This window comes from Streptomyces sp. NPDC052101, assembly GCF_040680235.1.
Classification (GTDB): domain Bacteria; phylum Actinomycetota; class Actinomycetes; order Streptomycetales; family Streptomycetaceae; genus Streptomyces.
Window position 1 is genome coordinate 15,658 of record NZ_JBFAWH010000006.1, and the last position, 22,042, is coordinate 37,699.

General features: G+C 72.9%; 17 protein-coding genes and 2 pseudogenes. 10 read left to right on the forward strand and 9 right to left on the reverse strand.

Annotation, left to right across the window (positions count from 1 at the left end; genetic code table 11):
* Window positions 1-68: 68 nt before the first annotated feature.
* Window positions 69-686: a LysE family transporter gene (locus AB0L75_RS13420; protein ID WP_365179857.1), complete on the reverse strand. Its 618-nt coding sequence runs from the start codon at window positions 684-686 to the stop codon at window positions 69-71.
* Window positions 687-752: 66 nt separating this feature from the next.
* Between AB0L75_RS13420 and AB0L75_RS13425 the strand changes: the two genes are divergently transcribed.
* Both AB0L75_RS13425 and AB0L75_RS13430 read left to right on the forward strand, forming a co-directional pair.
* Window positions 753-1,640, forward strand: a complete 888-nt coding sequence (locus tag AB0L75_RS13425) for a LysR family transcriptional regulator ArgP (protein WP_365179860.1) — start codon at window positions 753-755, stop codon at window positions 1,638-1,640.
* A 384-nt stretch (window positions 1,641-2,024) separates the two neighbouring features.
* On the forward strand, window positions 2,025-2,276 hold the full coding sequence (locus tag AB0L75_RS13430) for a WhiB family transcriptional regulator (RefSeq protein ID WP_365179863.1): 252 nt from the start codon (window positions 2,025-2,027) through the stop codon (window positions 2,274-2,276).
* A 23-nt stretch (window positions 2,277-2,299) separates the two neighbouring features.
* Here the strand turns inward: AB0L75_RS13430 and AB0L75_RS13435 are convergent.
* Together AB0L75_RS13435 and AB0L75_RS13440 are read right to left on the reverse strand one after the other, a co-directional pair.
* Window positions 2,300-2,802: pseudogene (locus tag AB0L75_RS13435) on the reverse strand (ATP-binding protein); the annotation flags it as partial.
* A gap of 374 nt (window positions 2,803-3,176) precedes the next feature.
* Window positions 3,177-4,622: a M1 family metallopeptidase gene (locus AB0L75_RS13440; RefSeq protein ID WP_365179866.1), complete on the reverse strand. Its 1,446-nt coding sequence runs from the start codon at window positions 4,620-4,622 to the stop codon at window positions 3,177-3,179.
* A 170-nt stretch (window positions 4,623-4,792) separates the two neighbouring features.
* Here AB0L75_RS13440 and AB0L75_RS13445 point away from each other — a divergent pair, with 170 nt between their 5' ends.
* Window positions 4,793-5,140, forward strand: coding sequence for a DUF488 family protein (locus tag AB0L75_RS13445; protein ID WP_365179869.1), 348 nt, complete (start codon window positions 4,793-4,795; stop codon window positions 5,138-5,140).
* A 3-nt stretch (window positions 5,141-5,143) separates the two neighbouring features.
* Here AB0L75_RS13445 and AB0L75_RS13450 read toward each other — a convergent pair whose 3' ends face one another.
* Together AB0L75_RS13450 and AB0L75_RS13455 are read right to left on the reverse strand one after the other, a co-directional pair.
* Window positions 5,144-6,817 carry an FAD-binding dehydrogenase gene (locus tag AB0L75_RS13450; RefSeq protein ID WP_365179871.1) on the reverse strand — a complete coding sequence of 558 codons (1,674 nt, stop codon included), beginning with the start codon at window positions 6,815-6,817 and terminating at the stop codon, window positions 5,144-5,146.
* Window positions 6,818-6,843: 26 nt separating this feature from the next.
* Window positions 6,844-7,473, reverse strand: a complete 630-nt coding sequence (locus tag AB0L75_RS13455) for a TetR/AcrR family transcriptional regulator (RefSeq protein ID WP_365179874.1) — start codon at window positions 7,471-7,473, stop codon at window positions 6,844-6,846.
* 102 nt (window positions 7,474-7,575) lie between these two features.
* On the opposite strand from AB0L75_RS13455, the gene AB0L75_RS13460 reads away from it, so the two are divergent.
* The 3 genes from AB0L75_RS13460 to AB0L75_RS13470 all read left to right on the forward strand — a co-directional run bounded on the left by AB0L75_RS13460 (window position 7,576) and on the right by AB0L75_RS13470 (window position 10,297).
* Entirely contained in the window at window positions 7,576-8,205 is a 630-nt protein-coding gene (locus AB0L75_RS13460) for an alpha-ketoglutarate-dependent dioxygenase AlkB (RefSeq protein WP_365179877.1), read from the forward strand.
* A gap of 78 nt (window positions 8,206-8,283) precedes the next feature.
* Window positions 8,284-9,030, forward strand: a complete 747-nt coding sequence (locus AB0L75_RS13465; protein WP_365179880.1) for an MBL fold metallo-hydrolase — start codon at window positions 8,284-8,286, stop codon at window positions 9,028-9,030.
* Window positions 9,031-9,061: 31 nt separating this feature from the next.
* Window positions 9,062-10,297: a DUF4032 domain-containing protein gene (locus AB0L75_RS13470; protein ID WP_365179883.1), complete on the forward strand. Its 1,236-nt coding sequence runs from the start codon at window positions 9,062-9,064 to the stop codon at window positions 10,295-10,297.
* Window position 10,298: 1 nt separating this feature from the next.
* On the opposite strand, the gene AB0L75_RS13475 is transcribed toward AB0L75_RS13470, so the two are convergent.
* Both AB0L75_RS13475 and AB0L75_RS13480 read right to left on the reverse strand, forming a co-directional pair.
* A complete protein-coding gene (locus tag AB0L75_RS13475; protein ID WP_365180616.1) occupies window positions 10,299-11,165 on the reverse strand; it encodes a universal stress protein in 867 nt (288 codons plus the stop codon).
* Window positions 11,166-11,567: 402 nt separating this feature from the next.
* Window positions 11,568-11,876: pseudogene (locus AB0L75_RS13480) on the reverse strand (LLM class flavin-dependent oxidoreductase); the annotation flags it as partial.
* A gap of 178 nt (window positions 11,877-12,054) precedes the next feature.
* Between AB0L75_RS13480 and AB0L75_RS13485 the strand changes: the two are divergent.
* Genes AB0L75_RS13485 through AB0L75_RS13500 form a run of 4 tightly spaced genes read left to right on the forward strand, consistent with a single transcriptional unit; the run spans window position 12,055 to window position 18,577 of the window.
* Window positions 12,055-13,731 carry an FAD-dependent oxidoreductase gene (locus AB0L75_RS13485; protein ID WP_365179886.1) on the forward strand — a complete coding sequence of 559 codons (1,677 nt, stop codon included), beginning with the start codon at window positions 12,055-12,057 and terminating at the stop codon, window positions 13,729-13,731.
* Window positions 13,728-15,197 carry an ATP-binding protein gene (locus AB0L75_RS13490; RefSeq protein ID WP_365179888.1) on the forward strand — a complete coding sequence of 490 codons (1,470 nt, stop codon included), beginning with the start codon at window positions 13,728-13,730 and terminating at the stop codon, window positions 15,195-15,197. Before AB0L75_RS13485 ends, AB0L75_RS13490 begins: the two co-directional genes overlap by 4 nt.
* Entirely contained in the window at window positions 15,194-15,547 is a 354-nt protein-coding gene (locus tag AB0L75_RS13495) for a UBP-type zinc finger domain-containing protein (protein ID WP_365179891.1), read from the forward strand. The genes AB0L75_RS13490 and AB0L75_RS13495 overlap by 4 nt, the downstream gene beginning before the upstream one ends.
* Window positions 15,548-15,604: 57 nt before the next feature.
* Complete coding sequence (locus AB0L75_RS13500) at window positions 15,605-18,577, forward strand: AAA family ATPase (RefSeq protein WP_365179894.1); 2,973 nt, start codon at window positions 15,605-15,607, stop codon at window positions 18,575-18,577.
* A gap of 31 nt (window positions 18,578-18,608) precedes the next feature.
* Here AB0L75_RS13500 and AB0L75_RS13505 read toward each other — a convergent pair whose 3' ends face one another.
* A complete protein-coding gene (locus AB0L75_RS13505; RefSeq protein WP_365179897.1) occupies window positions 18,609-19,826 on the reverse strand; it encodes an SGNH/GDSL hydrolase family protein in 1,218 nt (405 codons plus the stop codon).
* A gap of 212 nt (window positions 19,827-20,038) precedes the next feature.
* Window positions 20,039-21,817: a M4 family metallopeptidase gene (locus AB0L75_RS13510; protein ID WP_365179901.1), complete on the reverse strand. Its 1,779-nt coding sequence runs from the start codon at window positions 21,815-21,817 to the stop codon at window positions 20,039-20,041.
* Window positions 21,818-22,042: the final 225 nt, after the last annotated feature.

Genomic DNA, 22,042 nt, shown 5'->3' on the forward strand with positions numbered 1-22,042 from the left:
GCTCGCTACATCTTTTCGCTTCGAGAGCCTAACTATCTCAGCAACTCCTGTTCGGCGAACAGATGTGCTCAGGATCCGGCCATGAGGGTGGCCCCCAGCGCCAGCATGGTGACGGCCACCAGCGCGTCCAACATCCGCCAGGCCGCCGGACGGGCCAGGTAGCGGCCGAGCAGCCGGGCGCCGAAGCCGAGCGCGGCGAACCAGCACAGGCTGGCGAGCGCGGCGCCGAGTCCGAAGGTCCAGCGCAGCGCGCCCTGGTCGGCGGCGAGGGAGCCGAGCAGGAACACGGTGTCCAGGTAGACATGCGGATTGAGCCAGGTCATCGCCAGACAGGTGAGCACCGCCCGGCGCCGGGAGCCGGCGGCCTCCCCCGCCGCGCTCAGTCCGGCGGCGCCCGGTCTGAGCACCCGGCGGGCGGCGAGGGCGCCGTAGCAGAGCAGGAAGACGCCCCCGACGAGCCCGACCGCCCGGACCGCGCCCGGCCACGCCACCACCACCGCCCCGACCCCGCCGACGCCGAGCGCGATGAGCACCGCGTCGGACAGGGCGCAGATGCCCACCACGGCGAGGACCGCGTCGCGGCGCACCCCCTGCCGCAGGACGAAGGCGTTCTGGGCGCCGATGGCGACGATCAGCGAGAGGCCGGTGCCGAATCCGGCGGCCGCGGCGGTCAGGGCGTGGTTCATGCCGTCGACGCTAGGAACACCGCATGCCCAAGTCCAGCTAAAGATTCTTACGTATCCTTAGCGCTTGTGATGACGGAGCTTCCCCTGGACCAGGTACGGACGCTGCTCGCCGTGGTGGACGAGGGCACCTTCGACGCCGCCGCGGCCGCCCTGCATGTGACGCCGTCGGCGGTCAGCCAGCGGGTCAAGGCACTCGAACAGCGCACCGGCCGGGTGCTGCTGCAGCGCACCAAACCGGTACGGGCCACGGAGTCCGGCGCGGTGCTCGTGCGCTACGCCCGGCAGCTCGCGCGGCTGGAGCGGGACGCCCGGGGCGAGCTGGGGCTGAGCGGGGCCGGGGAGGCGACGCGGGTGTCGGTGGCGGTGAACGCGGACTCCCTGGCGACCTGGTTCCTGCCGGCGCTGACCCGGGTGGCGGGACTCTGCTACGAACTGCACCGCGAGGACGAGGACCACACGGCGGCCCTGCTGCGCGAGGGCCTGGTGATGGCGGCCGTGACCTCCGCCGCCGATCCGGTGCCGGGCTGCACCGCACGGCCGCTCGGCCGGATGCGCTATCTGCCGGTCGCCACACCGGAGTTCACCGAGACCCACCTGAGCGGGCGGCCACTGCCGGAGGCACTGCCCCTGGCCCCCGTCGTGTCCTTCGACCGCAAGGACGACTTCCAGGACGCCTTCGTGCGCCGGCTGGGGCGTGGCTCGGCCGGCCCGCTCAGGCACCAGGTGCCCACCTCGGAGGGTTTCCTGGACGTGGTCGCCGCGGGACTCGGCTGGGGCATGGTGCCGGAGGCCCAGGCGGACCCGCTGCTCGCCCAGGGCCGGCTGGCGCGCCTCGCCCCCGACGCGTGGATGGACGTCAGGCTGTACTGGCAGCAGTGGAAGCTCGACTCCCCCGCGCTCGCGGCACTGGCCGAGGCGGTGACGGCGACGGCGGCCGAGGCGCTGCGCCGCTGACGGCCCCGTCACGGTTTATCCGTTTCGCCCCACCAGAGGGGACCTGCGCAGTACGGTGGCCGGGCAGTGGCGCGGCGGACGGCGGTCCCGCCTGGTCCTCCCTCTCCGGCTCCGCGTCACCGGTGCCCGGTCGGGCACGGGTGCCCGCGGCCCGATGGCCCATCTCGCCCCGTTTCCCGGCCTGTTGAGCGTATACGGCTCGCCTGCGCGCCGTACGCGCGCCGGTGGCCGGATCGCGGCCCTCGCGCGGTCCCCCTGCCGCACGCGCCGTTTCACACCGCGCCGCCCTGGTCACCCGAACCCGGACCACGCAGAGGACAGGCACGGACGACTTCGACCCGATCCGCTCCATCCGATCCACTCCATCCGATCCAGGAGACTTCGATGGACCACTGGCGCGACCACGCCGCCTGCCGTGACGAAGATCCCGACCTCTTCTTCCCCGTCGGAACCACCGGGCCCGCCCAGGTGCAGACCGAGCAGGCCAAGGCGGTGTGCGCGCACTGCCCGGTCCGGGAGCCGTGCCTGGACTGGGCGTTGGGGACGGGCCAGAGCATGGGCATCTGGGCCGGTACGACCGAGCTGGAGCGCCGCGCGCTGCACCGCCGCGCCCGCTTCCGGCCGCACTCCCTCTGACCCGACCCCCCACCCGCGGGCCGTCAGGGTGCGTCGCCGGGCGGCTCCGCGGCGGGCAGCCGCAGCCTGAAGACCGCGCCCGCGCCGGACTCGCTCGCGGCGCCGGCCCTGCCGCCATGGGCGGCGACCAGGTGACGCACGATCGGCAGGCCCAGGCCCGCTGCCGCCGGTGCGGCGGCTGCATGACTTCTCGGCACGCCAGAACCGGTCGAAGACATACGGCAGATCCTCCGACGCGATCCCCGTGCCGGTGTCGGTCCCGGCCAGGACGACGTCCGCGCCGTCCCGGCGGAAGGCGAGCGTGACCGTGCCGTCGGCCGGGGTGTGCCGCAGCGCGTTGGAGACCAGGTTCCCGAGGGCCTGCCGCATCCGTACCGGGTCGCGTCCAGCCAGGCCGGATCGTCGGTCTCGGTGCGCAGAGCGACCGAGGCGGCGTCGGCGGCGACCTGGTCGAGCAGGTCGGCGGCGCGCAGCGGCTCGCGGTGAGCCGCAGGGTACCGGCGTGCGGGGAGCGCAGGTCACCCAGCATGTGGTGGGCGCTCCAGCCGTGCAGCGTCATGGGGTCCCGGTCGAGCGGAGCCGAGACTGGGGCAGTGCGGGCCAAGCGGCGCCTGGCTGCCGGCCGATGGCGATGCGTTCGTACCGGACGACCGTGCAGACCCGGGAGTTCTCCCCGCGCCCGGTGACGACGACGGCCTGCCCGCAGCGCTCGGGGATCGCCGCCGACCGGGCGGGGCCGAGGCTGGGTATGCCCTGTAGTGCCTGCTCGGCCTCGACCGCCTCGGCTCCGCGCGCCGTAGGCGGTGAGCAGCAGCAGGGAGGCGAGGAGCGGGAGCGCGGTTCTGCGAGGGATCACGGTGTGTCGACCCTGGCCGACACTTGTTGGGAACCGGTCAGGGTTCAGGCGCTGTTCGGCTTGCCCTTCGTGAACAGCCAGGTGCGGAACAGCCCGTCCAGCCGCTTCCCCGAGATCCGCTCGGCCAGCCGCTCGAACTGTGCCGTCGTACCGTGGCCGCCGCGGTTTCCGGTCGCCCAGGCGCGCAGGACACGGAAGAAGTCCCGGTCGCCGACGGCCTTGCGCAGCTCGTGCAGGGTCATGGCGCCGCGGGCGTAGACGGGCGGGCCGAAGATGTTCCCGCCGCTGCCCGGATCGCCGGGCGGGTAGGCCCACAGCGGGTCGCTCGCCGGGCGGGCGTAGAGGGCGGCGAAGGTCTTCTGGGCGCTGTCGCCGCCGTGCTGCTCGGCGTACAGCCACTCGGCGTAGGTGGCGAAGCCCTCGTTGAGCCAGATGTCCTTCCAGGCGGTCAGCGTGACGGAGTCGCCGAACCACTGGTGGGCGTTCTCGTGGACGAGGGTGCTGATGTCGGGCGCGGAGTCGTACAGCGGCCGGGTCTGGGTCTCCAGGGCGTAGCCGATGTCCGGGGCGTGGTCGACGATCGACCCGGCGGAGCGGAACGGGTACGGCCCGAACAGCCTGCTCTCCCACTCCAGGACGGACGGCAGTTCCTTCAGCACGGGCGCGGCCGCGGGCGCCTCGCGTGGGTCGACGGCGTTGTACACGCGGATGCCGTCGCGGGTGGTGTACTGCTCGATCTGGAACTTTCCCACGGTGGCGGTGGCCAGGTAGGCGGCCATGGGCTGGGTCTCGCGCCAGTGGAAGGCCGTGTGACCGTGTGCGGTGTGCTGTCCGAGCAGGACGCCGCCCGCGACCGCCGTGCGCCCCTGGGGGACGGTGATCGTGATGTCGTACGACGACTTGTCCTTGGGGTGGGCGTTCGCCGGGAACCAGGTCATCGCGCCCTGCGGCTCGCCCGCGACGAACGCGCCGTCGTCGGTGGGGATCCAGCCGTCCGCGCTGCCGTCGGGGTCGGTGACCGGCTTCGGGGTGCCGCTGTAGGTGACGGTGACGCTGAAGTCCCGGCCGGCGCGCAGGGTGTGGCGCGGGGTGACGACGAGTTCCTGGCCCTTGCGGCGGAAGGCGGCCGGGGCGCGGTCGACGGTGACGCCGGTGACCTTCAGGCCCGTCAGGTCGAGGTCGAAGCGGCTGAGGTTCTGGGTGGCGCGGGCGGTGAGGGCGGCCCTGCCGTCGAGGTGCCGGGAGGAGGTGTCGTAGCCGAGCGTCAGGTCATAGTGCCGGACGTGGTAGCCGCCGTTGCCGCTGAGCGGGAAGTAGGGGTCGCCCGCGCCCGCCGCGCCTGCCGCACCCTCCGTACCGGTCGCACCCGTCGCCGTGGGTCCGGCGGCGCCGATGAGTGCCGCCACCGCGACGGGGACGGTGGCGAGGACCGCCTTGTGGCGCAGCACGGTTATCCGGCTCCGGGCGGGCTGTCTGCGGGACGGCGTCACGGGCGCTCCTCGGAGGGTGACTGATGATCGGCTGGCCGACAGACTAGGCGCGCCGGTGCGCCGGGTTCACGCTCGATCAGGTCAAGTCTCGTCGCGTCGCCCCCGTTCGGGCCAGGGCCGGCGCAGTACGCTCGCGGCACCGTCCGCCGTCCCGAGCTGGAGTGACGACCGTGAGTGTGCGTGTGCGCCGGATCTACGAACCGCCCGAGTCCGACGACGGCCTGCGTGTGCTGGTCGACCGGCTGTGGCCGCGCGGCGTCGCCAAGGAGGAGGCGCACATCGACGAGTGGCTCAAGGGGCTCACGCCCTCCGGCGAGCTGCGCAAGTGGTATCACGGCGGCGGCTCGTACGAGGAGTTCCGGCGGCGTTACGAGGCGGAGCTGGACGCCCCCGAGGCCGCCGAACTGCTCGACGGCCTGCGCCGGACGGCCCGCAAGAAGCGCGTGACCCTGCTGACCTCGTCGAAGACGCCGGAGCAGAGCCACGCACAGGTGCTGCTGGAGCTGCTGACGGGCTGACCGTCAGCCCGTGTGCCGGGCCGCGTGCCGGCCCGCGGCCCGCCCCGAGAACAGGCAGCCGCCGAGGAAGGTGCCCTCCAGCGCGTTGTAGCCGTGCACACCGCCGCCGCCGAAGCCGGCCACCTCGCCCGCCGCGTACAGCCCGTCGATCGGCGTGCCGTCGGCGGCCAGGGCGCGGGAGTCCAGGTCGGTCTGGATGCCGCCGAGGGTCTTGCGGGTCAGCACCCGCAGCCGGACGCCGATGACCGGGCCCGCGGCCGGGTCGAGGATGCGGTGCGGGGCGGCGACCCGGCCGAGCCGGTCGCCGATGTAGCGGCGGGCGTTGTGGATGCCCTGGACCTGGGAGTCCTTGCTGTAGGGGTTGGCGATCTGCAGGTCGCGGGCCTCGATCTGGCGGCGCACCTCGGCCGCGTCCAGCAGCGGCTTGTCGGTCAGCGCGTTCATCTTGCCGACCAGCTGCTCCAGGTTGCCCGCGGTCACGAAGTCCACGCCCTTGTCGACGAAGGCCTGCACCGGTGCGGGCGCTCCCTTGCCGAGCAGCCGGTCACGCAGTACGGCCTTGCGGTCCTTGGCGGTGATGTCGGGGTTCTGCTCCGAGCCGGAGAGCGCGAACTCCTTCTCGATGATCTTCCGGGTGAGGATGAACCAGGAGTGGTCGTATCCGGCGATGTCCTCGGTGGTGCGCAGGTGTGCGAGGGTGCCCAGGGTGTCGTACCCCGGCAGGCAGGGGTCGGGCAGCCGGCGGCCGAGGGCGTCCAGCCAGATCGAGGACGGGCCGGGCAGGATGCGGATGCCGTGGCCGGGCCAGATCGGGTCCCAGTTCCGCAGGCCCTCGGTGTAGTGCCACATGCGGTCCCGGTTGACCAGGCGGACGCCTGCCTCGGCGCTGATGTCGAGCATCCGGCCGTCGACGTAGGCCGGGACGCCGGTGACCATCTCGGCCGGGGGTGTGCCGAGCCGTTCGGGCCAGTAGCGGCGGACGATGTCGTGGTTGGCGCCGATGCCGCCGGTGGTGACGACGACCGCCTGGGCGGTGAGTTCGAAGTCGCCGACGCGGTCGCGGCTGGAGGCGACACCGCGCGGGGAGCGGTCCTCGGCCAGCACGGTGCCGCGCACTCCGCGCGCCGCGCCGTCCTCGATGACCAGCTCGTCGACCTGATGGCGGTGGTAGAAGGTGAGCAGCCCGTCGCGGGCGGCCTGCCGGGCGTACCGCACGAACGGCTCGACCACACCGGTGCCGGTGCCCCAGGCGATGTGGAAGCGGGGTACGGAGTTGCCATGCCCGCCGGCTCTGAGGTCGCCGCGCTCGGCCCAGCCGACGGTCGGCAGCAGCTCGATGCGGTGGTCGCGCAGCCAGGACCGCTTCTCGCCGGCCGCGAACTCGACGTAGGCGCGGGCCCAGCGCACCGCCCAGGAGTCCTCGTCGTCGAGCCGGTCGAATCGCGCGCTGCCCCGCCAGTCGTTCCAGGCGAGGTCGAAGGAGTCCTTGATGCCGAGGCGGCGCTGCTCGGGGGAGTCGACGAGGAAGAGCCCGCCGAAGGACCAGAACGCCTGTCCGCCGAGGTTGGCGGCGTTCTCCTGGTCGACCAGGGCGACCCGGCGCCCCCGGCTGGTGGCTTCGTGCGCCGCGACCAGGCCGGCGAGGCCCGCTCCGACGACGATGACGTCCGCGTCCATCGTGACTGTGTCCTTCCCTCTACGACTCATACGGGCGTGCCGCTGCCGTCCGTCAGCAGGGCGGTGAGCAGTTGCTTGAGCCAGGTACGGGCGGCGTCGACGTCCTTGTCCAGCAGCAGCTGGGTGGTGACGCCGTCGTAGGCCGCGACCACCGCGTGTGCGGCGCCGTCGACATCGCCGAGCAGGGCCGGCAGTGCGGTGTGTCCACGGGCCCTCGACAGCCGGTCGGCGATCGCCTCCCGAAGCCGGGCGCGGTGGTCGAGGAGGGCCCGGGCGACCTCCGGTTCGCGGGCCGCGTGCACCAGGAAGTCGGTCTTGACCAGCAGCCAGTCCACATCGAGCAGCAGGACTTCGGCGACTCGGTCCACGGAGGCGGGTACGTCGAGGTCCGGTCCCCCCTCCTGGGCGAGGGCGTCGGCCACCTGAGCGGCGATGAGGTCGGCGCGGTCCTGGTAGAGCGCGAAGAACAGCTCGTCCAGCGTGGCGAAGTTCGAGTAGAAGGCGCCCCTGCTGTAGCCGGCGGCCTCGCAGACCTCCTCGATGGAGACACGGCCGAACCCCTTGGCGGCGAACACCGCGAAGGCGGCGTCGAGCAGGTTGGCCCGTGTTTGGGCCCGCCGCCTGGTGACCCGCCGCACCGCGTCCTGCGCCGTCATCGCCGCCACCTCCGTTCGATACGAAAATGTATCCGATACATCTATGTATCAAAAGACCCCCGTCATGGGAACGTATTTTCGATTAAGGAGTAGGCTGGACCCATGTCCACGCACCTTCAGGGCTCCCTCTTCGACCAGACCGACGAGCTGCAGCTCGGCTCCCTCGACGGGCTGCGCCGGACCGAGCTGGGCGCCGGGGCCTGGATCGATGTCCTGCCGGGCTGGCTGAGCGGGGCCGACGCCCTGTTCGAGAGGCTGGCGGCGGACGTGCCATGGCGTGCGGAGCGCCGCACGATGTACGACAACGTGGTGGCCGTACCGCGCCTGCTGGCCTTCTACGCGGCACACGACCCGCTCCCCCATCCGGTGCTGGACGACGCCCGTGCGGCCCTGACCCGGCACTACGCCGACGAACTGGGCGAACCGTTCACCACCGCCGGGCTGTGCTTCTATCGCGACGGCCGGGACAGCGTGGCCTGGCACGGGGACCGGATCGGGCGGGGCGCCAGGGAGGACACGATGGTCGCGATCCTGTCCGTCGGCGCGCCCCGGGACCTGCTGCTGCGTCCGGCGGGCGCAGGCGGTACGACGGTGCGGCGGCCGCTCGGACACGGCGATCTGATGGTGATGGGCGGCTCCTGCCAGCGGACCTGGGAGCACTGCGTGCCGAAGACGGCCCGGGCCGCGGGGCCGCGCATCAGCATCCAGTTCCGGCCGCACGGCGTGCACTGACGCGACCCACCGGTGCGCGGCACCGGCACATCTGGTTGGCTGTCCCCGACGGTCAGCCGCACAGGGCTCGGGGAGATCATGCGGGCAGAGGTACACCAAGTCGCCGACGGCACCTTTCTGGTGCACGGCAACCACGTCAACTGGGTGATCCTGAAGGACGGGGACTCCGTCACCCTGGTGGACACCGGCTATCCGGGCGACCGTCAGGGAGTCCTCGCGTCCCTGGCGGAAGTCGGCAGTTCACCGGAGGCGGTCGCCGCCGTGCTGATCACCCACGCGCACAACGACCATCTGGGCTCGGCCGAGTACCTGCGCGCGACCCACGGCACCCCCGTGTATCTGCACCCGGCCGAAGTGCCGCACGCGCGGCGGGAGTTCCTGCAGCAGGCGACCATCGGCGACGTGGTGCGCAACGCCTGGCGGCCGGGCGTGCTGCCCTGGGCGGCGCATGTGATCCGGGTGGGCGGGACCGACCACAACCCCGTCACCGCGCCCGAGCCGTTCCCGGCCGAGGGACCGCTGGACCTGCCCGGCCGCCCCGTGCCCGTGCACACCCCGGGCCACACCGACGGCCACTGCGTCTATCACCTCCCCGGGGCGGGCATCGTGATCTCCGGCGACGCGCTGGTCAGCGGGCACGCGACCTCGCGGATCAAGGGCCCGCAGATACTGCTCGACTTCTTCCACCACGAGCGCGCCCGGGTCGTGGACTCGCTGGAGCTGATCGGCGCGCTCGACGCCGACACCCTGCTGCCCGGTCACGGGCCGGTCCACCGGGGTTCGGTGCGTGCGGCGGCCGAGCAGGCCCGGGACCGGGCCTCCTAGAACACCCGCAGGGAGCCTTAGGGTTCGTGCCATGGCCTTGCAGATCAGCGCCACGAACCCGGAGCATCCCGCGCTCCTGCTCGCCCTGCCCTGGGACGTGCCCCTGGAGAAGTGGCCCGAGGAGTACCTCGTGCCGCTCCCGAGGGGCATCTCGCGGCACGTCGTGCGGTACGCGCACGCCGGTGACGAGGTGATCGCCGTCAAGGAGCTGGCCGAGCGGCCCGCGCTGCGCGAGTACGGGCTGCTGCGCGACCTCGACCGGCTCGGCATCCCCGCCGTCGACCCGCTCGCGGTGGTCACCGGGCGCACCGACAGCTCGGACGCCCCGCTGGAGCCGGTGCTGATCACCCGGCATCTGCGGGGCTCGATGCCGTACCGCTCGATGTTCGAGACGACCATGCGCCCGGCGACCATGCACCGGCTGATGGACGCCCTCGCCGTGCTGCTGGTCCGGCTGCACCTGGCCGGGTTCGCCTGGGGCGACTGCTCGCTGTCCAACACCCTCTTCCGGCGTGACGCGGGCGCCTACGCCGCCTATCTGGTCGACGCCGAGACCGGGGAGCTGCACCCCCGGCTGAGCCCGGGGCAGCGGGAGTACGACCTTGATCTGGCCCGGGTGAACATCAGCGGCGAACTGCTCGACCTGGAGGCGTCCGGTGCGCTGCACCCGTCCGTGGACCCGGTGGAGTTCGGGCACGAGATCTGCACCCGGTACCAGGGGCTGTGGCAGGAGCTGACCCGCACCTCGGTGTATCCGGCGGGCAAGTACCACTACATCGAACGCCGGATCCGCCGCCTGAACGAACTCGGCTTCGACGTCGCCGAGATGCAGATCGAGCACTCCTCGGGCGGCGACACCGTCACCTTCGTGCCGAAGGTCGTCGACGCCGGCCACCACCAGCGCCAGTTGCTGCGGCTGACCGGCCTGGACACCGAGGAGAACCAGGCGCGGCGGCTGCTCGGCGACCTGGAGAGCTGGATGGCCACGCAGGACGACTACGCGCCCGGCGATCCCCTCGCCGCCCGCCCGGAGGTGCTGGCCCACAGATGGGTGCGGGACGTGTTCCGGCCCACGGTGCGCGCGGTTCCGCCGAAGCTGCGCGGCTCGGTGGACCCGGCCGAGATCTACCACCAGCTCCTCGAACACCGCTGGTACCTGTCCGAGCACGCCCAGCACGACATCGGCCTCGACACGGCCGTCCAGGACTACATCGACAACGTCCTGCCCCAGGCGCGGGCCGCCTTGGAGCCGACCGACACCGAGTGACTCACGCGTGCGGGACCACCGCGACCGGGCAGCCGGCGTGGTGCAGCATCCCGTGCGTGACCGAGCCGATCCGGGCGCCCACGGCACTGCGGTGCGCCCGGCGGCCGACGACCATCAGCTGGGCCCGGCCGGCCACCGACAGCAGCACCTGGCCCGCGCTGCCCATCTCGACCTGCTCGGCCACCGGCACCTCGGGAAACCGCTCCCGCCACGGCCGCAGCGCGTCGGCCAGCGCCTGCTTCTCGAACGGCTCCAGACCGCCCGCGTCGTCCAGCAGCCTGAGCGAGCCGGGGCTGTAGGCGAAGACGGGCGGCAGCGTCCACGCCCGTACGGCCCGGACGGTGGCGCCGCGGGCCGCCGCGGTCTCGAAGGCGAACCGCAGGGTGGCCGCACTGTCCTCCGGGTCGCCGTGCTGGCCGACGACGACGTCCCGCCCGGCGGCCTCCGCGGCAGGCCGGTCCCCGGCGCGCACCAGGACCACCGGACGGGTCGCCTCGGCGATCACCTGCTGCCCTACCGAACCCAGCAGGAACCCGAGGACGGGGCCGTGTCCGCGCGAGCCCAGCACCAGCAGCTCGGCCTGCGCCGCGGCGCGGGCCAGGGCATGCACGGGCTCGCCCTCGACCACGTCGACGCTCACCTCCAGCCCCGGATGCCGCTCGGAGACCGCGCGCACGGCCTCCGTCACGCCCTTCGACACCCATCCGTGCTGGGTGTCCCGGTCGGCGGTGGCGAGCGACTCGGTGTAGCGCCAGGCGTGCAGCACGCGCAGCGGCAGCCCGCGCCGTACGGCCTCCCGCCCGGCCCAGTCCAGCGCTGCCAGGCTCTCCTGCGAGCCGTCCACCCCTGCCGTGATCGGGCGTGTCATCGCGGGCCTCCTCGTCGTCGTCCGTCCTTGCCCGGTGCTGCCCACTATCGGACACCGGCGCGGACGGGCGCGACGATCTCGTCCACGAGGCGTCGGACGATCCCCAGGGGGTAGGGGGCGCGCAGGCTGAGCACGATGTGCGTGAAGCCGGCCGCGATCAGCCGCGGGCGCGTTCGATGAGGGTTCCACGGAGGTGTGGGGCGGGACGGGGATGTTCCAGATGTCGGCGTGCTCGGCGACCAGGCGCAGGGTGCGGGTGCCCCAGCCGCCGATCAGCAGGAGCGGGACCAGGGTGATGCCGTAGGCGACGTACTCGGCGACGGCGGGGTCCTCACCGGCGACGCCCCCGGCGCCCGGCGGCTGATGGGTGCCGCCCACGCCGAGGCCCGTGATCAGCCGGCCGCCCGAGATGACGTCCACCGTGGTGGCGATCTTGCCGACGACGGCGGGGGGACGGATCCGGTTGCTCGTCACCAGCAGGCCCACCCGCAGCCGCCGGGTGCGTGCCGCCAGCGCGGCGAGCAGGGTCCAGCCCTCCAGCACCGTGCCGTCCTTCGGCCCGGCGACCGGCATCAGGTGGTCCCACAGCCAGGCGTCCGCGATGTCCGCAAGGCCGTCGGCCTCCTCCCACACGCGCAGGATCTCGTCGTAGCCGACCCGCAGCCCTCTCCGACGCGGACGCCGAGCGCTTCCTGGGCGCGCTGCGGACACTGGCCGGTGTCACGGAGGCCGACGCGGTGGCCCGGCTCCCCGGGGAGCGCCGTTCCTGATCACGGTGCCCGCTCCGTCCGGAGCGAACCCGGGCGATCGAACATACGATGGCTGCGAACCGGTGCGGTGGTCCCCACGACACCGCCCCGTGGAACCGGACGCTCGGGGTGGGAGACGTATGGCACAGGCCGCCGAGACGGCGCGGACCGTCATCCTGACCGTGGACGACGACCCGGGGGTCTCCCGTGCCGTCGCCCGCGATCTGCGGCGGCGCTACGGCGAGTCGTACCGGATCGTGCGCGCGGAGTCCGGGGAGTCCGCGCTGCAGGCGCTGCGCGAGCTGAAGCTGCGCGGTGACCTGGTGGCGGTGATCCTGGCGGACTACCGCATGCCGCAGATGAACGGCATCGAGTTCCTGGAACAGGCACTGGACGTCTATCCGGGGGCGCGGCGGGTGCTGCTCACCGCGTACGCGGACACCAACGCGGCGATCGACGCGATCAACGTGGTCGACCTGGACCACTATCTGCTCAAGCCCTGGGACCCGCCGGAGGAGAAGCTCTACCCGGTCCTGGACGATCTGCTGCAGGCCTGGCGCACGAGCGCCTACCGGCCCGTGCCCAGCACGAAGGTCGTCGGGCACCGCTGGTCGGCACGGTCGTCGGACGTGCGCGAGTTCCTGGCCCGCAACCAGGTGCCGTACCGCTGGTACTCGGTGGAGGAGCCGGAGGGGCAGCGGCTGCTGGCGGCGGCCGGGCAGGACGGGCAGCGGCTGCCGCTGGTGATCACCCCGGACGGCGGCACGCTGGTGGAGCCGGAGGCGCCCGAGCTGGCGGCGCGGGTGGGCCTGGCGACGACGCCGACGGCCGACTTCTACGACCTCATCGTGATCGGCGGCGGGCCGGCGGGGCTCGGCGCGGCCGTGTACGGGGCCTCGGAAGGCCTGCGGACCGTGCTCGTCGAGCGGTCGGCGACCGGCGGCCAGGCCGGGCAGAGTTCCCGGATCGAGAACTATCTGGGCTTCCCCGACGGGGTCTCCGGCGCCCAGCTCACCGACCGGGCGCGCCGGCAGGCCGCCAAGTTCGGCGCGGAGATCCTGACCGCCCGCGAGGTGACGGGACTGGAGGTCAACGGCGCCGCCCGGGTCGTACGGTTCGCGGACGGCTCGGCGATCGCCGCGCACAGCGTGATCCTCGCGACCGGCGTGCAGTACCGGCAGCTGGAGGCCTCCGGCTGCACCGACATGACCGGCCGCGGGGTGTTCTACGGCTCGGCGCTGACGGAGGCGGCGGGCTGCCAGGGGCAGGACATCTACATCGTCGGCGGCGCCAACTCGGCGGGCCAGGCCGCGATGTACCTGTCCAGGGGCGCGAAGTCGGTGACGCTGCTGGTGCGCGGCCCCGACCTGTCGGCCTCGATGTCGTACTACCTGATCCAGCAGATCAACGAGGCGCCCAACATCTCGGTGCGCCCGCACACGGTCGTCGACGCGGCGCACGGCGCGGACCACCTGGAGCAGCTGACGCTGCGTCACACGGTGACCGGGGACTGCGAACAGGTCGACGCGCACTGGATGTTCGTGTTCATCGGTGCCGCCCCGCTGACCGACTGGCTGGGCGAGGCGGTGCTGCGCGACGAGCGCGGGTTCATCCTCGCCGGGCCCGATCTGACCGTCGACGGGCGGCTGCCGGCCGGCTGGGAGCTGGACCGGCCGCCGTACCACCTGGAGACCAGCGTTCCCGGCGTGTTCGTGGCGGGTGACGCGCGCGCCGATTCCGCCAAGCGCGTCGCGTCCGCCGTCGGCGAGGGAGCCATGGCCGTGATGCTCGTCCACCGGTATCTGGAGCAGTCATGAGCGGTCAGATCATGCCGTGCAGCCCCAAGGAGATCGGCTCGCTGTTCCTCTTCGAGAAGCTGAGCCCCGAGCAGCTCGGGCGGTTGTGCAGCGAAGGCCGGGTCGAGCTGTTCCAGCCCGGCCCGGTGTACACCGAGGGCGACCCCGCCACCTGCTTCTTCGTGATGATCGAGGGCACGGTCGTGCTCTCCCGCCGGGTCGCCGGTGACGACGTGGAGGTCACCCGCACCGCGCAGGGCGGGGTGTACGCGGGCGCGATGCAGGCCTACCTCGGCGACCGGGTGCGGCAGGTCTACAACAACTCGATGCGGGTGACGGAGCCGACGCGGTTCTTCGTGCTGCCGGCGGACATCTTCGCGGACGTCATGACCGAGTGGTTCCCGATGGCCGTGCATCTGCTGGAGGGCCTGTTCTTCGGGGCGAAGAACGCCCAGGCGACGATCGGGCAGCGGGAGCGGCTGCTGGCGCTCGGCTCGCTGTCGGCGGGGCTCACGCACGAGCTGAACAACCCCGCGGCGGCGGCCGTACGGGCCACGGCCACGCTCCGCGAGCGGGTCGCGAAGATGCGGCACAAGCTGGCCGTGATCGCCGAAGGCCCCTTCTCCCGCGACCAGTTGGCGAGCCTGATCGAGATCCAGGAGCGCACCGCCGAACGGGTCGCCAAGGCCCCGGCGCTCAGCCCGCTGGAGACCGCCGACCGGGAGGACCTGCTCACCGACTGGCTGGAGGACCACGACATCGGCCACGCCTGGCAGCTGGCGCCGGCCTTCGTGCAGGCCGGGCTCGACGTCGACTGGCTGGAGCAGGTCGCGACGGCCGTGGACGAGGAGATCCTGGCCGGTGCGATCGGCTGGCTCAACTACACCATCGAGACCGAGCTGTTGATGAACGAGATCGAGGACTCCACCACCCGTATCTCGCATCTCGTCGACGCGGCCAAGCAGTACTCGCAGCTGGACCGGGCGCCCTACCGGGTGGTGGACGTGCACGAACTCCTCGACAGCACGCTGCTGATGCTGTCCGGCAAGATCGGCGCCGGTATCGAGGTCGTGAAGGAGTACGACCGCACGCTCCCGCCGGTGCCCGCCTATCCGGCGGAGCTGAACCAGGTGTGGACGAACCTGATCGACAACGCGGTCTCCGCCATCAACAGCGCGGGCGGCACCGGCACGCTGGCCGTGCGCACCGGACTCGACCACGAGCGGCTGCTGGTGGAGTTCAAGGACACCGGGCCCGGCGTGCCGCCCGAGGTCAAGGACCGGATCTTCGACCCGTTCTTCACCACGAAACCGGTCGGCGAGGGCACCGGGCTCGGCCTGGACATCTCCTGGCGGATCGTCGTCAACAAGCACCACGGCACCCTGCGTGTGGAGTCGGTGCCCGGCGACACCCGTTTCCAGGTGCTGCTCCCGCTGACCGCCGAGATGCCGGACACGTCCATCGGGCAGGCGGAGGAGGCCGTATGAGGTTCACCGAGGGGTTCGACGCGAGCGTGCCGCCCAGCGGCACCGGCTGTGCGGAGTGCGAGGAGGCCGGCGGCTGGTGGTTCCATCTGCGCCGGTGCGCGCAGTGCGGACACATCGGCTGCTGCGACGACTCCCCCGCGAAGCACGCCACCGCGCACTACCACTCCACTGGGCATCCGGTGATCCGGAGTTTCGAGCCGGGCGAGGAGTGGTTCTGGAACTACGCGACGGATGACCTGTACGCCTCGGGTCCCGACCTCGCGCCGCCGGCCAGCCATCCGGAGGACCAGCCGGTACCCGGCCCGGCCGGGCGGGTGCCTAAGAACTGGGCGGAGACGTTGCGGGGTTGAACGCCTGCTGGAACACCTCCTGACCCGGGGGGTTCTGCAGCGTGTCAGGATGGGGGCGTGTCGCAGATCGTCTTCAGTGCGCCGCCGTTGATCGGGCGGGACGAGGAAACAGCCCGGCTCATGGGTGTGCTGGAGCATGCCCGGGGTGGGGTGGCGCGGGCGGTGCTGGTCGGCGGGGACGCGGGGGTCGGCAAGACGCGGCTGCTGGACGAGATCGCGGTGCGGGCGGTGCGCGCGGGGACGACCGTGGTCACGGGGCACTGCGTGGACCTCGGGGACGTCGGCCTGCCGTATCTGCCGTTCACGGAGATCCTCGGCGTGCTCGCCGCCGACGAACGTTTCGCGTCCGTGCTGGCCACGCATCCGGCGGCGGACCGGCTGCTGGGTGCGGGCACGGATCCGGCGCGCGGCCCGGACGAGCGGCTGCGGCTGTTCGAGGACGTCGCCGGTCTGCTGGCCGAACTGGCCGCCGTGGCACCGCTCCTGCTGGTCCTGGAGGACCTGCACTGGGCCGACCAGTCCTCCCGGGACCTGCTGCGCTTCCTGCTCAGCCGAGGCGTGCTGCACCGGCCGGGCGGCGGGGCCCCCGACCGGCGGCTCGCGCTCCTTGCCTCGTACCGGTCGGACGATCTGCACCGCCGCCACCCCCTGCGCCCACTGCTCGCCGAACTGGTCCGGCTGCCCGCCGTGGAGCGACTGGAACTGCGGCCGCTGCCGGATCCGGAGGTGGCGCGGCTGGTGCGGGCGCTGGACGACCACACGGCCCGGCCGCTGCCCGAGGCCGTCGTACGGGGCATCGTGGCCCGCGCGGAGGGCAACGCGTTCTATGCGCAGGAGCTGTTCGCGGCGGCCGGCGCGGACGCCGGCGGTGTGCCCAGCGGGCTCGCGGACCTGCTGCTCATCCGTGTCGAGCAGCTGCCCGAGACCGCGCAGCAGGTGCTGCGGACCGCCGCCGTGGCCGGGCGCCGGGTGGAGCACGAGGTGCTGCTGGAGGCGGCCGGGCTCCCCGAGGACGCACTGGAGGCGGCACTGCGCGAGGCCGTCGGACGGCAGTTGCTCGTCCCCGGCGACGGCGACACCTACGCCTTCCGGCACGCCCTGACGCGCGAGGCGGTCTACGCCGACCTGCTGCCCGGCGAGCGGTCCCGGTTGCACGGCGCCTACGCCCGCCTGCTCGCCGCCCGCGGCCCCGCCCCGGAGACCGCCGCCGAGCGCGCCCATCACGCCCGGGAGAGCCATGACCTGGCCGGGGCGCTCACGGCCTGTCTGGAGGCGGCCGACCACGCCCGGCGGCTGGGTGCGCCGGCCGAGGAGCTGCGGCATCTGGAGACATCGCTCGACCTGTGGTCGTCGGTGCCGCCCGAGGCGCGGCCGTCCGCCGACGGGATCGCCCCCATCACCCTGACCCTGCGCGCCTCCGCCGCGGCCGCGCAGGCCGGGGACGGCCATCGGGCGGTGTCGCTGACCCGGGCCGCGCTCGCCGAGGTCGGCCAGGACGCCGACTCCGCGCTCGCCGCCCGGATCCGCTACACCCTCGCCGGCAATCTGCTCACGGTGGACCGGCTGCAGGCCGCCTTCCGGTACAGCAGCGAGGCGCTGGCGCTGATCCCCGCCGAGCCGCCGTCGCGTACCTGGGTGTGGGCGGCGGCCACCCATGTGATGGCGGCCCGTCACCTCGGCGCGGACGAGACGGCCCTGGGCGTCGCCCATCGTGCCCTGCGCGTCGCGGAGGAGCTGGGCATGGCCGACGCCCGGGCCGATCTGCTGATCTCCCTGGCCAATCTCGAAGGAGGCGGCCGGCGTTCCCCGGAAGGCCAGGAGAGGCTGCGGCAGGCCGGGGAGCTGGCGCGGTCCGCCGGGCACGGTCCGGTGGAGATGCGCGCCCTGTTCAACCAGGCCATCAGCCGGCTGGAGGCCGGCGAACTGGAGGCGTGCCTGCCCTTGCTGGGCGAGGCACTGGAGCGGGCTCGCCGGACCGGTCTGCTCTCCTCGCCGTATCCGCTGGAGATGCGGTATCTCCAGCTGCTCGCGCTGTACACGCTCGGCCGGTGGGACGACTGTCTGCGCGCGGCGGCCGAGGCCGCGGCCGCTCTGCCCGCCACGGGCGCCTTCGTGGCGGGCCCCGCGCTGTATGTGGCGGTGGCGCGGGGCGACCTCGGGGCGGCCGAGCGGGCCGAGGCGCTGCTGGAGGGCCCGTTCACCTGGATGGGCACGCTGGTCGCCGGCATCGTCCGCACCGACGCCGCCGCGCTGCGCGGCGACGCGGAGGCGGCAGTGGAGGGGATGCGGGCGGCGCTCGGCGCGCTGAGCGACGACTCGGGGCGACGGCCCGACGTCGCCGTGCGGCTCGCCGCGCTCTGCCTCGCGGCGGTCGCCGACCGGATCGCGCAACTGCGCCGTGCCGGGGACGCACCGGCGGTGCGCCGCTGGAGCGACACCGCCACCGAGCTGGTGGAGCAGGCCCGGGCCTCGGCCGCACGGGACGAGGAGGGGCGTCCGCAGGGCCCCGAGGGCCAGGCCTGGCTGGCCCGCGCCGAGGCGGAGTGGACCACCGCGCTGTCCGGCCCGGATCCGGCGGCCTGGGAGAAGGCGGTCGCCGCGTTCTCGTACGGCGAGGTGTACGAGCGGGCGCGCTGCCGGGTGCGGTACGCGCAGGCGCTGCTGGCGGCCGACCGGCCTGCGGAGGCGGCGGACGAGCTGCGCGAGGCGAGGGTGACGGCGGCCGCGCTGGGCGCGGCACCGCTGCTGGAGCGGATCGACGCGCTGGCCCGCCGGGACCGCCTCGCCACCGGCGCCGCCGGCTCGGCCGGGGCCGCGCCGCTGACCGCACGGGAGCAGGATGTGCTGCGGCTGCTGGCGCGGGGCCGCAGCAACCGGCAGATCGGCGAGGAGCTGTTCATCAGCGGCAAGACGGCGAGCGTGCACGTCTCCAACATCCTGGCGAAGCTGGGTGCCGCGAGCCGTACGGAAGCGGTGGCGATCGCCTACCGCGAGGGCCTGATCGCGCCGGAGCCGGCCGGGTCGGGGTGACCGGGGCGGGGTGAGCTGCGCGGGCGCGGGCTCAGCGGGCGCACTCCAGGTGGTCCGGGTCGACGGCGTCGGCCAGCGCCCGCATTCCCTTGTCGTCGGGGTGCAGATGGTCGCCGCTGTCGAAGGACGGCAGGAGCCGCTCGGGGTGGTGCGGGCTGCGCAGGACGCGGTCGAAGTCGGTGACGGCATCGAAGTCCCGGCTGGTGCGCAGGAACCGGTTGACCTGCTGACGGACCGATTCGGCGGCCGGATCCCATTCGGGCCAGCCCTTGAACGGGCCGACCGTCGCGACATCCAGGCACTCACCGGCGCGGTGCACCTGCCGTGCGATCTCCTGGTATCCGGCGATCAGCCGGGCCGCGGTGATGCCGGTGTGCGCCTTGATGTCGTTCACCCCCTCGAAGAGGAACACGGTGCGTACACCGGGCTGGGACAGGACGTCGCGGTCCAGCCGGTCGAGTGCGCTCTGCCCGGCGCCGTCCGCGAGGACCTCGTTGCCGGAGATGCCTTCGTCGGCGACGCCCTTGATGTCCGTGCCGGACGCGGTCAGGCGCCGGGCGAGGTAGTCGGGCCAGCGGTGGTTGCGGTCGGCGGTGGAGCGCCGGCCGTCGGTGAGGGAGTCGCCCAGCGCGACCACGGCCCCGCTGTCCGTGCGCGTCGTCCGTACGGACACGGCGTCGAGGTACCACCAGGAGCCGGTCGTCCGGCCCCAGTTGCGGGCGTTCTCCTCGCCGGTGTGGTCGCCCTTGCCGGTGTACGACGTCTGCAGCGCCAGCCGGTGGCCGGTCGCCGGACCGGTCGCGCCCGGGGTGTGCAGGCTGACGGCCAGGTCGGTGCCGGCCGGCCAGCTGCCGGGCAGCGGGTCGCTCCAGGCGGCGGCGCCCGCGGGCACGGTGACGGTGCGGGCGCCGCCGAAGGTGAGCCGCCGGTTGCTGCCCGGGCGCAGTGCGGCGCCCCGGGCCCGCAGGCCGGCGTAGCCGCTGTCCAGGGTGAGCGGCCGGTCGCCGAAGGCGTTGGTGACACGGATGCGCAGGCCTGTGCCGCCGGCGCTGATGTGCACGATCATCCGGTAGCCCCGGCCTGCGGTGCCCTCGCCCAGGCGCTCGGCGCTCGCCGCCCAGGTGACGACCCCGGAGGCCCGCTCGGCGGACGGGGGCGGGGCGGCCGCGCGGGCGGGCGCGGGCTGACATGCCACGGCCGTGAGCAGGGCGGCGGCGAGGCGGCAACCGCGTCCGATCCGGCCGTTCACCGGGCGGGGTCCCGGAGCGTGACGGACCCGAAGGGTCGCCTGCGGACCGTCCGGGACGTGCCTGCGTACTCCACGGTGGTCATGGTCCCGCCGAAGCCGCGGATGCGCACCTCGGTGGGGCTTGTGCCCCGGCGGCGCCAGTGGCACGGCGCGTGGTTCCGGACATGCGGATGCCCCGCGCGAGGCGGGGCATCCTGTGGCGTGACCGTCCGTCAGTGACCGGTCGGCGTGTTGGCGGCGGTGACGTTCACCGCGGCCCACGCCTTGTCCACCGTCTTGTACTCGGTGCTGTTCGCTCCGTAGAGGTCCTTGGCCGCCTTCAGCGTCGCGACGCGCGCGTCGTGGAAGTCGGTCGTGGAGACCATGTAACGGGTGAGCGCACGGTAGAAGATCGCGGTGGCCTTGGCGCGGCCGATGCCCTTGACCGTGGAGTGGCCGTAGGTCGGCGAGTCGTAGGCGACACCGTTGATCGTCTTCTTGCCGCTGCCCTCCGCGAGGAGGTAGTAGGCGTGCGAGGAGACACCCGAACCGGCGTGCACCTCGGTGTAGTACGTGTCCTTCGACCAGTAGTCGATCGTGCCCTCGAGCTTGTCGAGCGACGGGTGGTCGAGACGGCGCAGGAACTTCTGCGCCAGGCCCAGCTTCTCGCCGATCAGGTAGTCCGGCGTGTCCTTGGGGTTGTTGGCGTAGAACTCGACGTTCGAGCCGAAGACATCCGCGAGCGACTCGTTCAGCGCGCCCGGCTCACCGTACTGGTTGCCGTTGGAGTCGACGTAGGTCGGCTCCAGCTTCGCGGTCGCGTCGACCACGCCGTGGGTCAGCTCGTGGCCGGTGACGTCGAGGACGACGAGCGGCTTCTTGAAGGTCTGGCCGTCACCGTCGCCGTACAGCATGCAGTTGCAGGTCGGGTCCCAGAAGGCGTTGGCGACCTTGTTGCCCCAGTGGACCATGCCCTGGGCTGCCTTGCTGTTGTTGGCGATGCCCTTGCGCCCGAAGGTGGACTTGTAGAAGTCCAGGGTCTTCGTGATGCCGTACTGGGCGTCCGCGGCGGCGCTGGCCCGGTTGCTGGTGGTGCCGTTGCCCCACACGTTGGTCGTGCCGGTGAACGCCGTGCCCGCGCTGAACTTCTCGGTGGTCTTGCCCTTGGCGTCACGCGTCTCGGTGCCGTACCGGCTCGGGTCCTTGAGCTGGTAGTGGCCGCGCGAGGTCTGCGTGGTGGTCAGGCCGACGCTGCCCACGAAGAGCGTCTTGCCGGTGCCCTTCGCCGCCGACGGGTAGCCCGTGGCGCCGGAGATGCCGTTGCCGAGCAGGCCGGCGTCGGGGGCGGCGGAGCCGGTGGCCGGGTCGAGCGTCTCGCCGTGCTTGCGCAGGTCGGCGAGGAGCTTCGGCGACAGGAACTCGTCGCTGTCGGGGGTGTTGCTGCGCACCTTGCCGGTGACGGCGTCGACGACGACGGTGTTGGTGCCCTGCTGGTCGGTCACCGTCACCTGGTAGGCCAGGGCGGCGGAGCCACCGCGCGCGTCGACGACGAGCTGGGCGCTGCCCGCGTCGCCCTTGGCGGCCTCGGCCGCCTTGGCGGCGGCCTGGTCCGCGGTCAGCTTGGCCTGCGTGGTGGCCGGCTTGACGGCGTGGTCGGCGGCGCGGGTCACGCCCGTGTACGCCAGCTTCTGGTCGAGGTGGACGACGAGGTCACCGCCGAGCACCGGCATGCCGTCGTGCGTGCGGACGAACCGGACGTGCCGGGCGCCCTCGGGGTCGAGCATCACGTCCTGCGCGTGCAGCTCGTCGCCCTGGGAGACGCCGGTCGCCGAGGCGTGGGCGAAGGCTGCGGTGCTCGCCGCCTCCACCACCGCGGTGGTGTTCGTGGCGGTGGAGGCCGAGGACCGCTCCACCCCCGTGCTGGGACCGGCGAAAGCCGTACCGGCCAGGCCCGTGGCAGCGGTTGTCACCGCGATGGCGACGGCGACGCTGCGTATGTGCGGTCTACGCAAGGATCAGGGTTCCTTCGTTCGAAGGCAGCAGGGATCACCAACCGCCTTGAGACGTGACGCGGTTGTGCGTCACAGGGACTGGTCGGGCCCCCGAGGCGTAACCCTTACGGATCCGTCATGTGCACGTAAAGACGGAATGATCGATTTCGCGACCTTCTAGGTCAATCCTTTACATATGCGCGCCACAGAGTGATCACTTACTGACCAACTGTGTGTCGGCTGTGG

Coding starts and splice junctions, on each gene's coding strand:
- AB0L75_RS13485 (WP_365179886.1), top strand. CDS start 12,055: ATGGCACAGGCCGCCGAGACGGCGCGGACCGTCATCCTGACCGTGGAC.
- AB0L75_RS13430 (WP_365179863.1), top strand. CDS start 2,025: ATGGACCACTGGCGCGACCACGCCGCCTGCCGTGACGAAGATCCCGAC.
- AB0L75_RS13465 (WP_365179880.1), top strand. CDS start 8,284: ATGCGGGCAGAGGTACACCAAGTCGCCGACGGCACCTTTCTGGTGCAC.
- AB0L75_RS13450 (WP_365179871.1), bottom strand. CDS start 6,817: ATGGACGCGGACGTCATCGTCGTCGGAGCGGGCCTCGCCGGCCTGGTC.
- AB0L75_RS13455 (WP_365179874.1), bottom strand. CDS start 7,473: ATGACGGCGCAGGACGCGGTGCGGCGGGTCACCAGGCGGCGGGCCCAA.
- AB0L75_RS13460 (WP_365179877.1), top strand. CDS start 7,576: ATGTCCACGCACCTTCAGGGCTCCCTCTTCGACCAGACCGACGAGCTG.
- AB0L75_RS13490 (WP_365179888.1), top strand. CDS start 13,728: ATGAGCGGTCAGATCATGCCGTGCAGCCCCAAGGAGATCGGCTCGCTG.
- AB0L75_RS13470 (WP_365179883.1), top strand. CDS start 9,062: ATGGCCTTGCAGATCAGCGCCACGAACCCGGAGCATCCCGCGCTCCTG.
- AB0L75_RS13495 (WP_365179891.1), top strand. CDS start 15,194: ATGAGGTTCACCGAGGGGTTCGACGCGAGCGTGCCGCCCAGCGGCACC.
- AB0L75_RS13475 (WP_365180616.1), bottom strand. CDS start 11,165: ATGACACGCCCGATCACGGCAGGGGTGGACGGCTCGCAGGAGAGCCTG.
- AB0L75_RS13420 (WP_365179857.1), bottom strand. CDS start 686: ATGAACCACGCCCTGACCGCCGCGGCCGCCGGATTCGGCACCGGCCTC.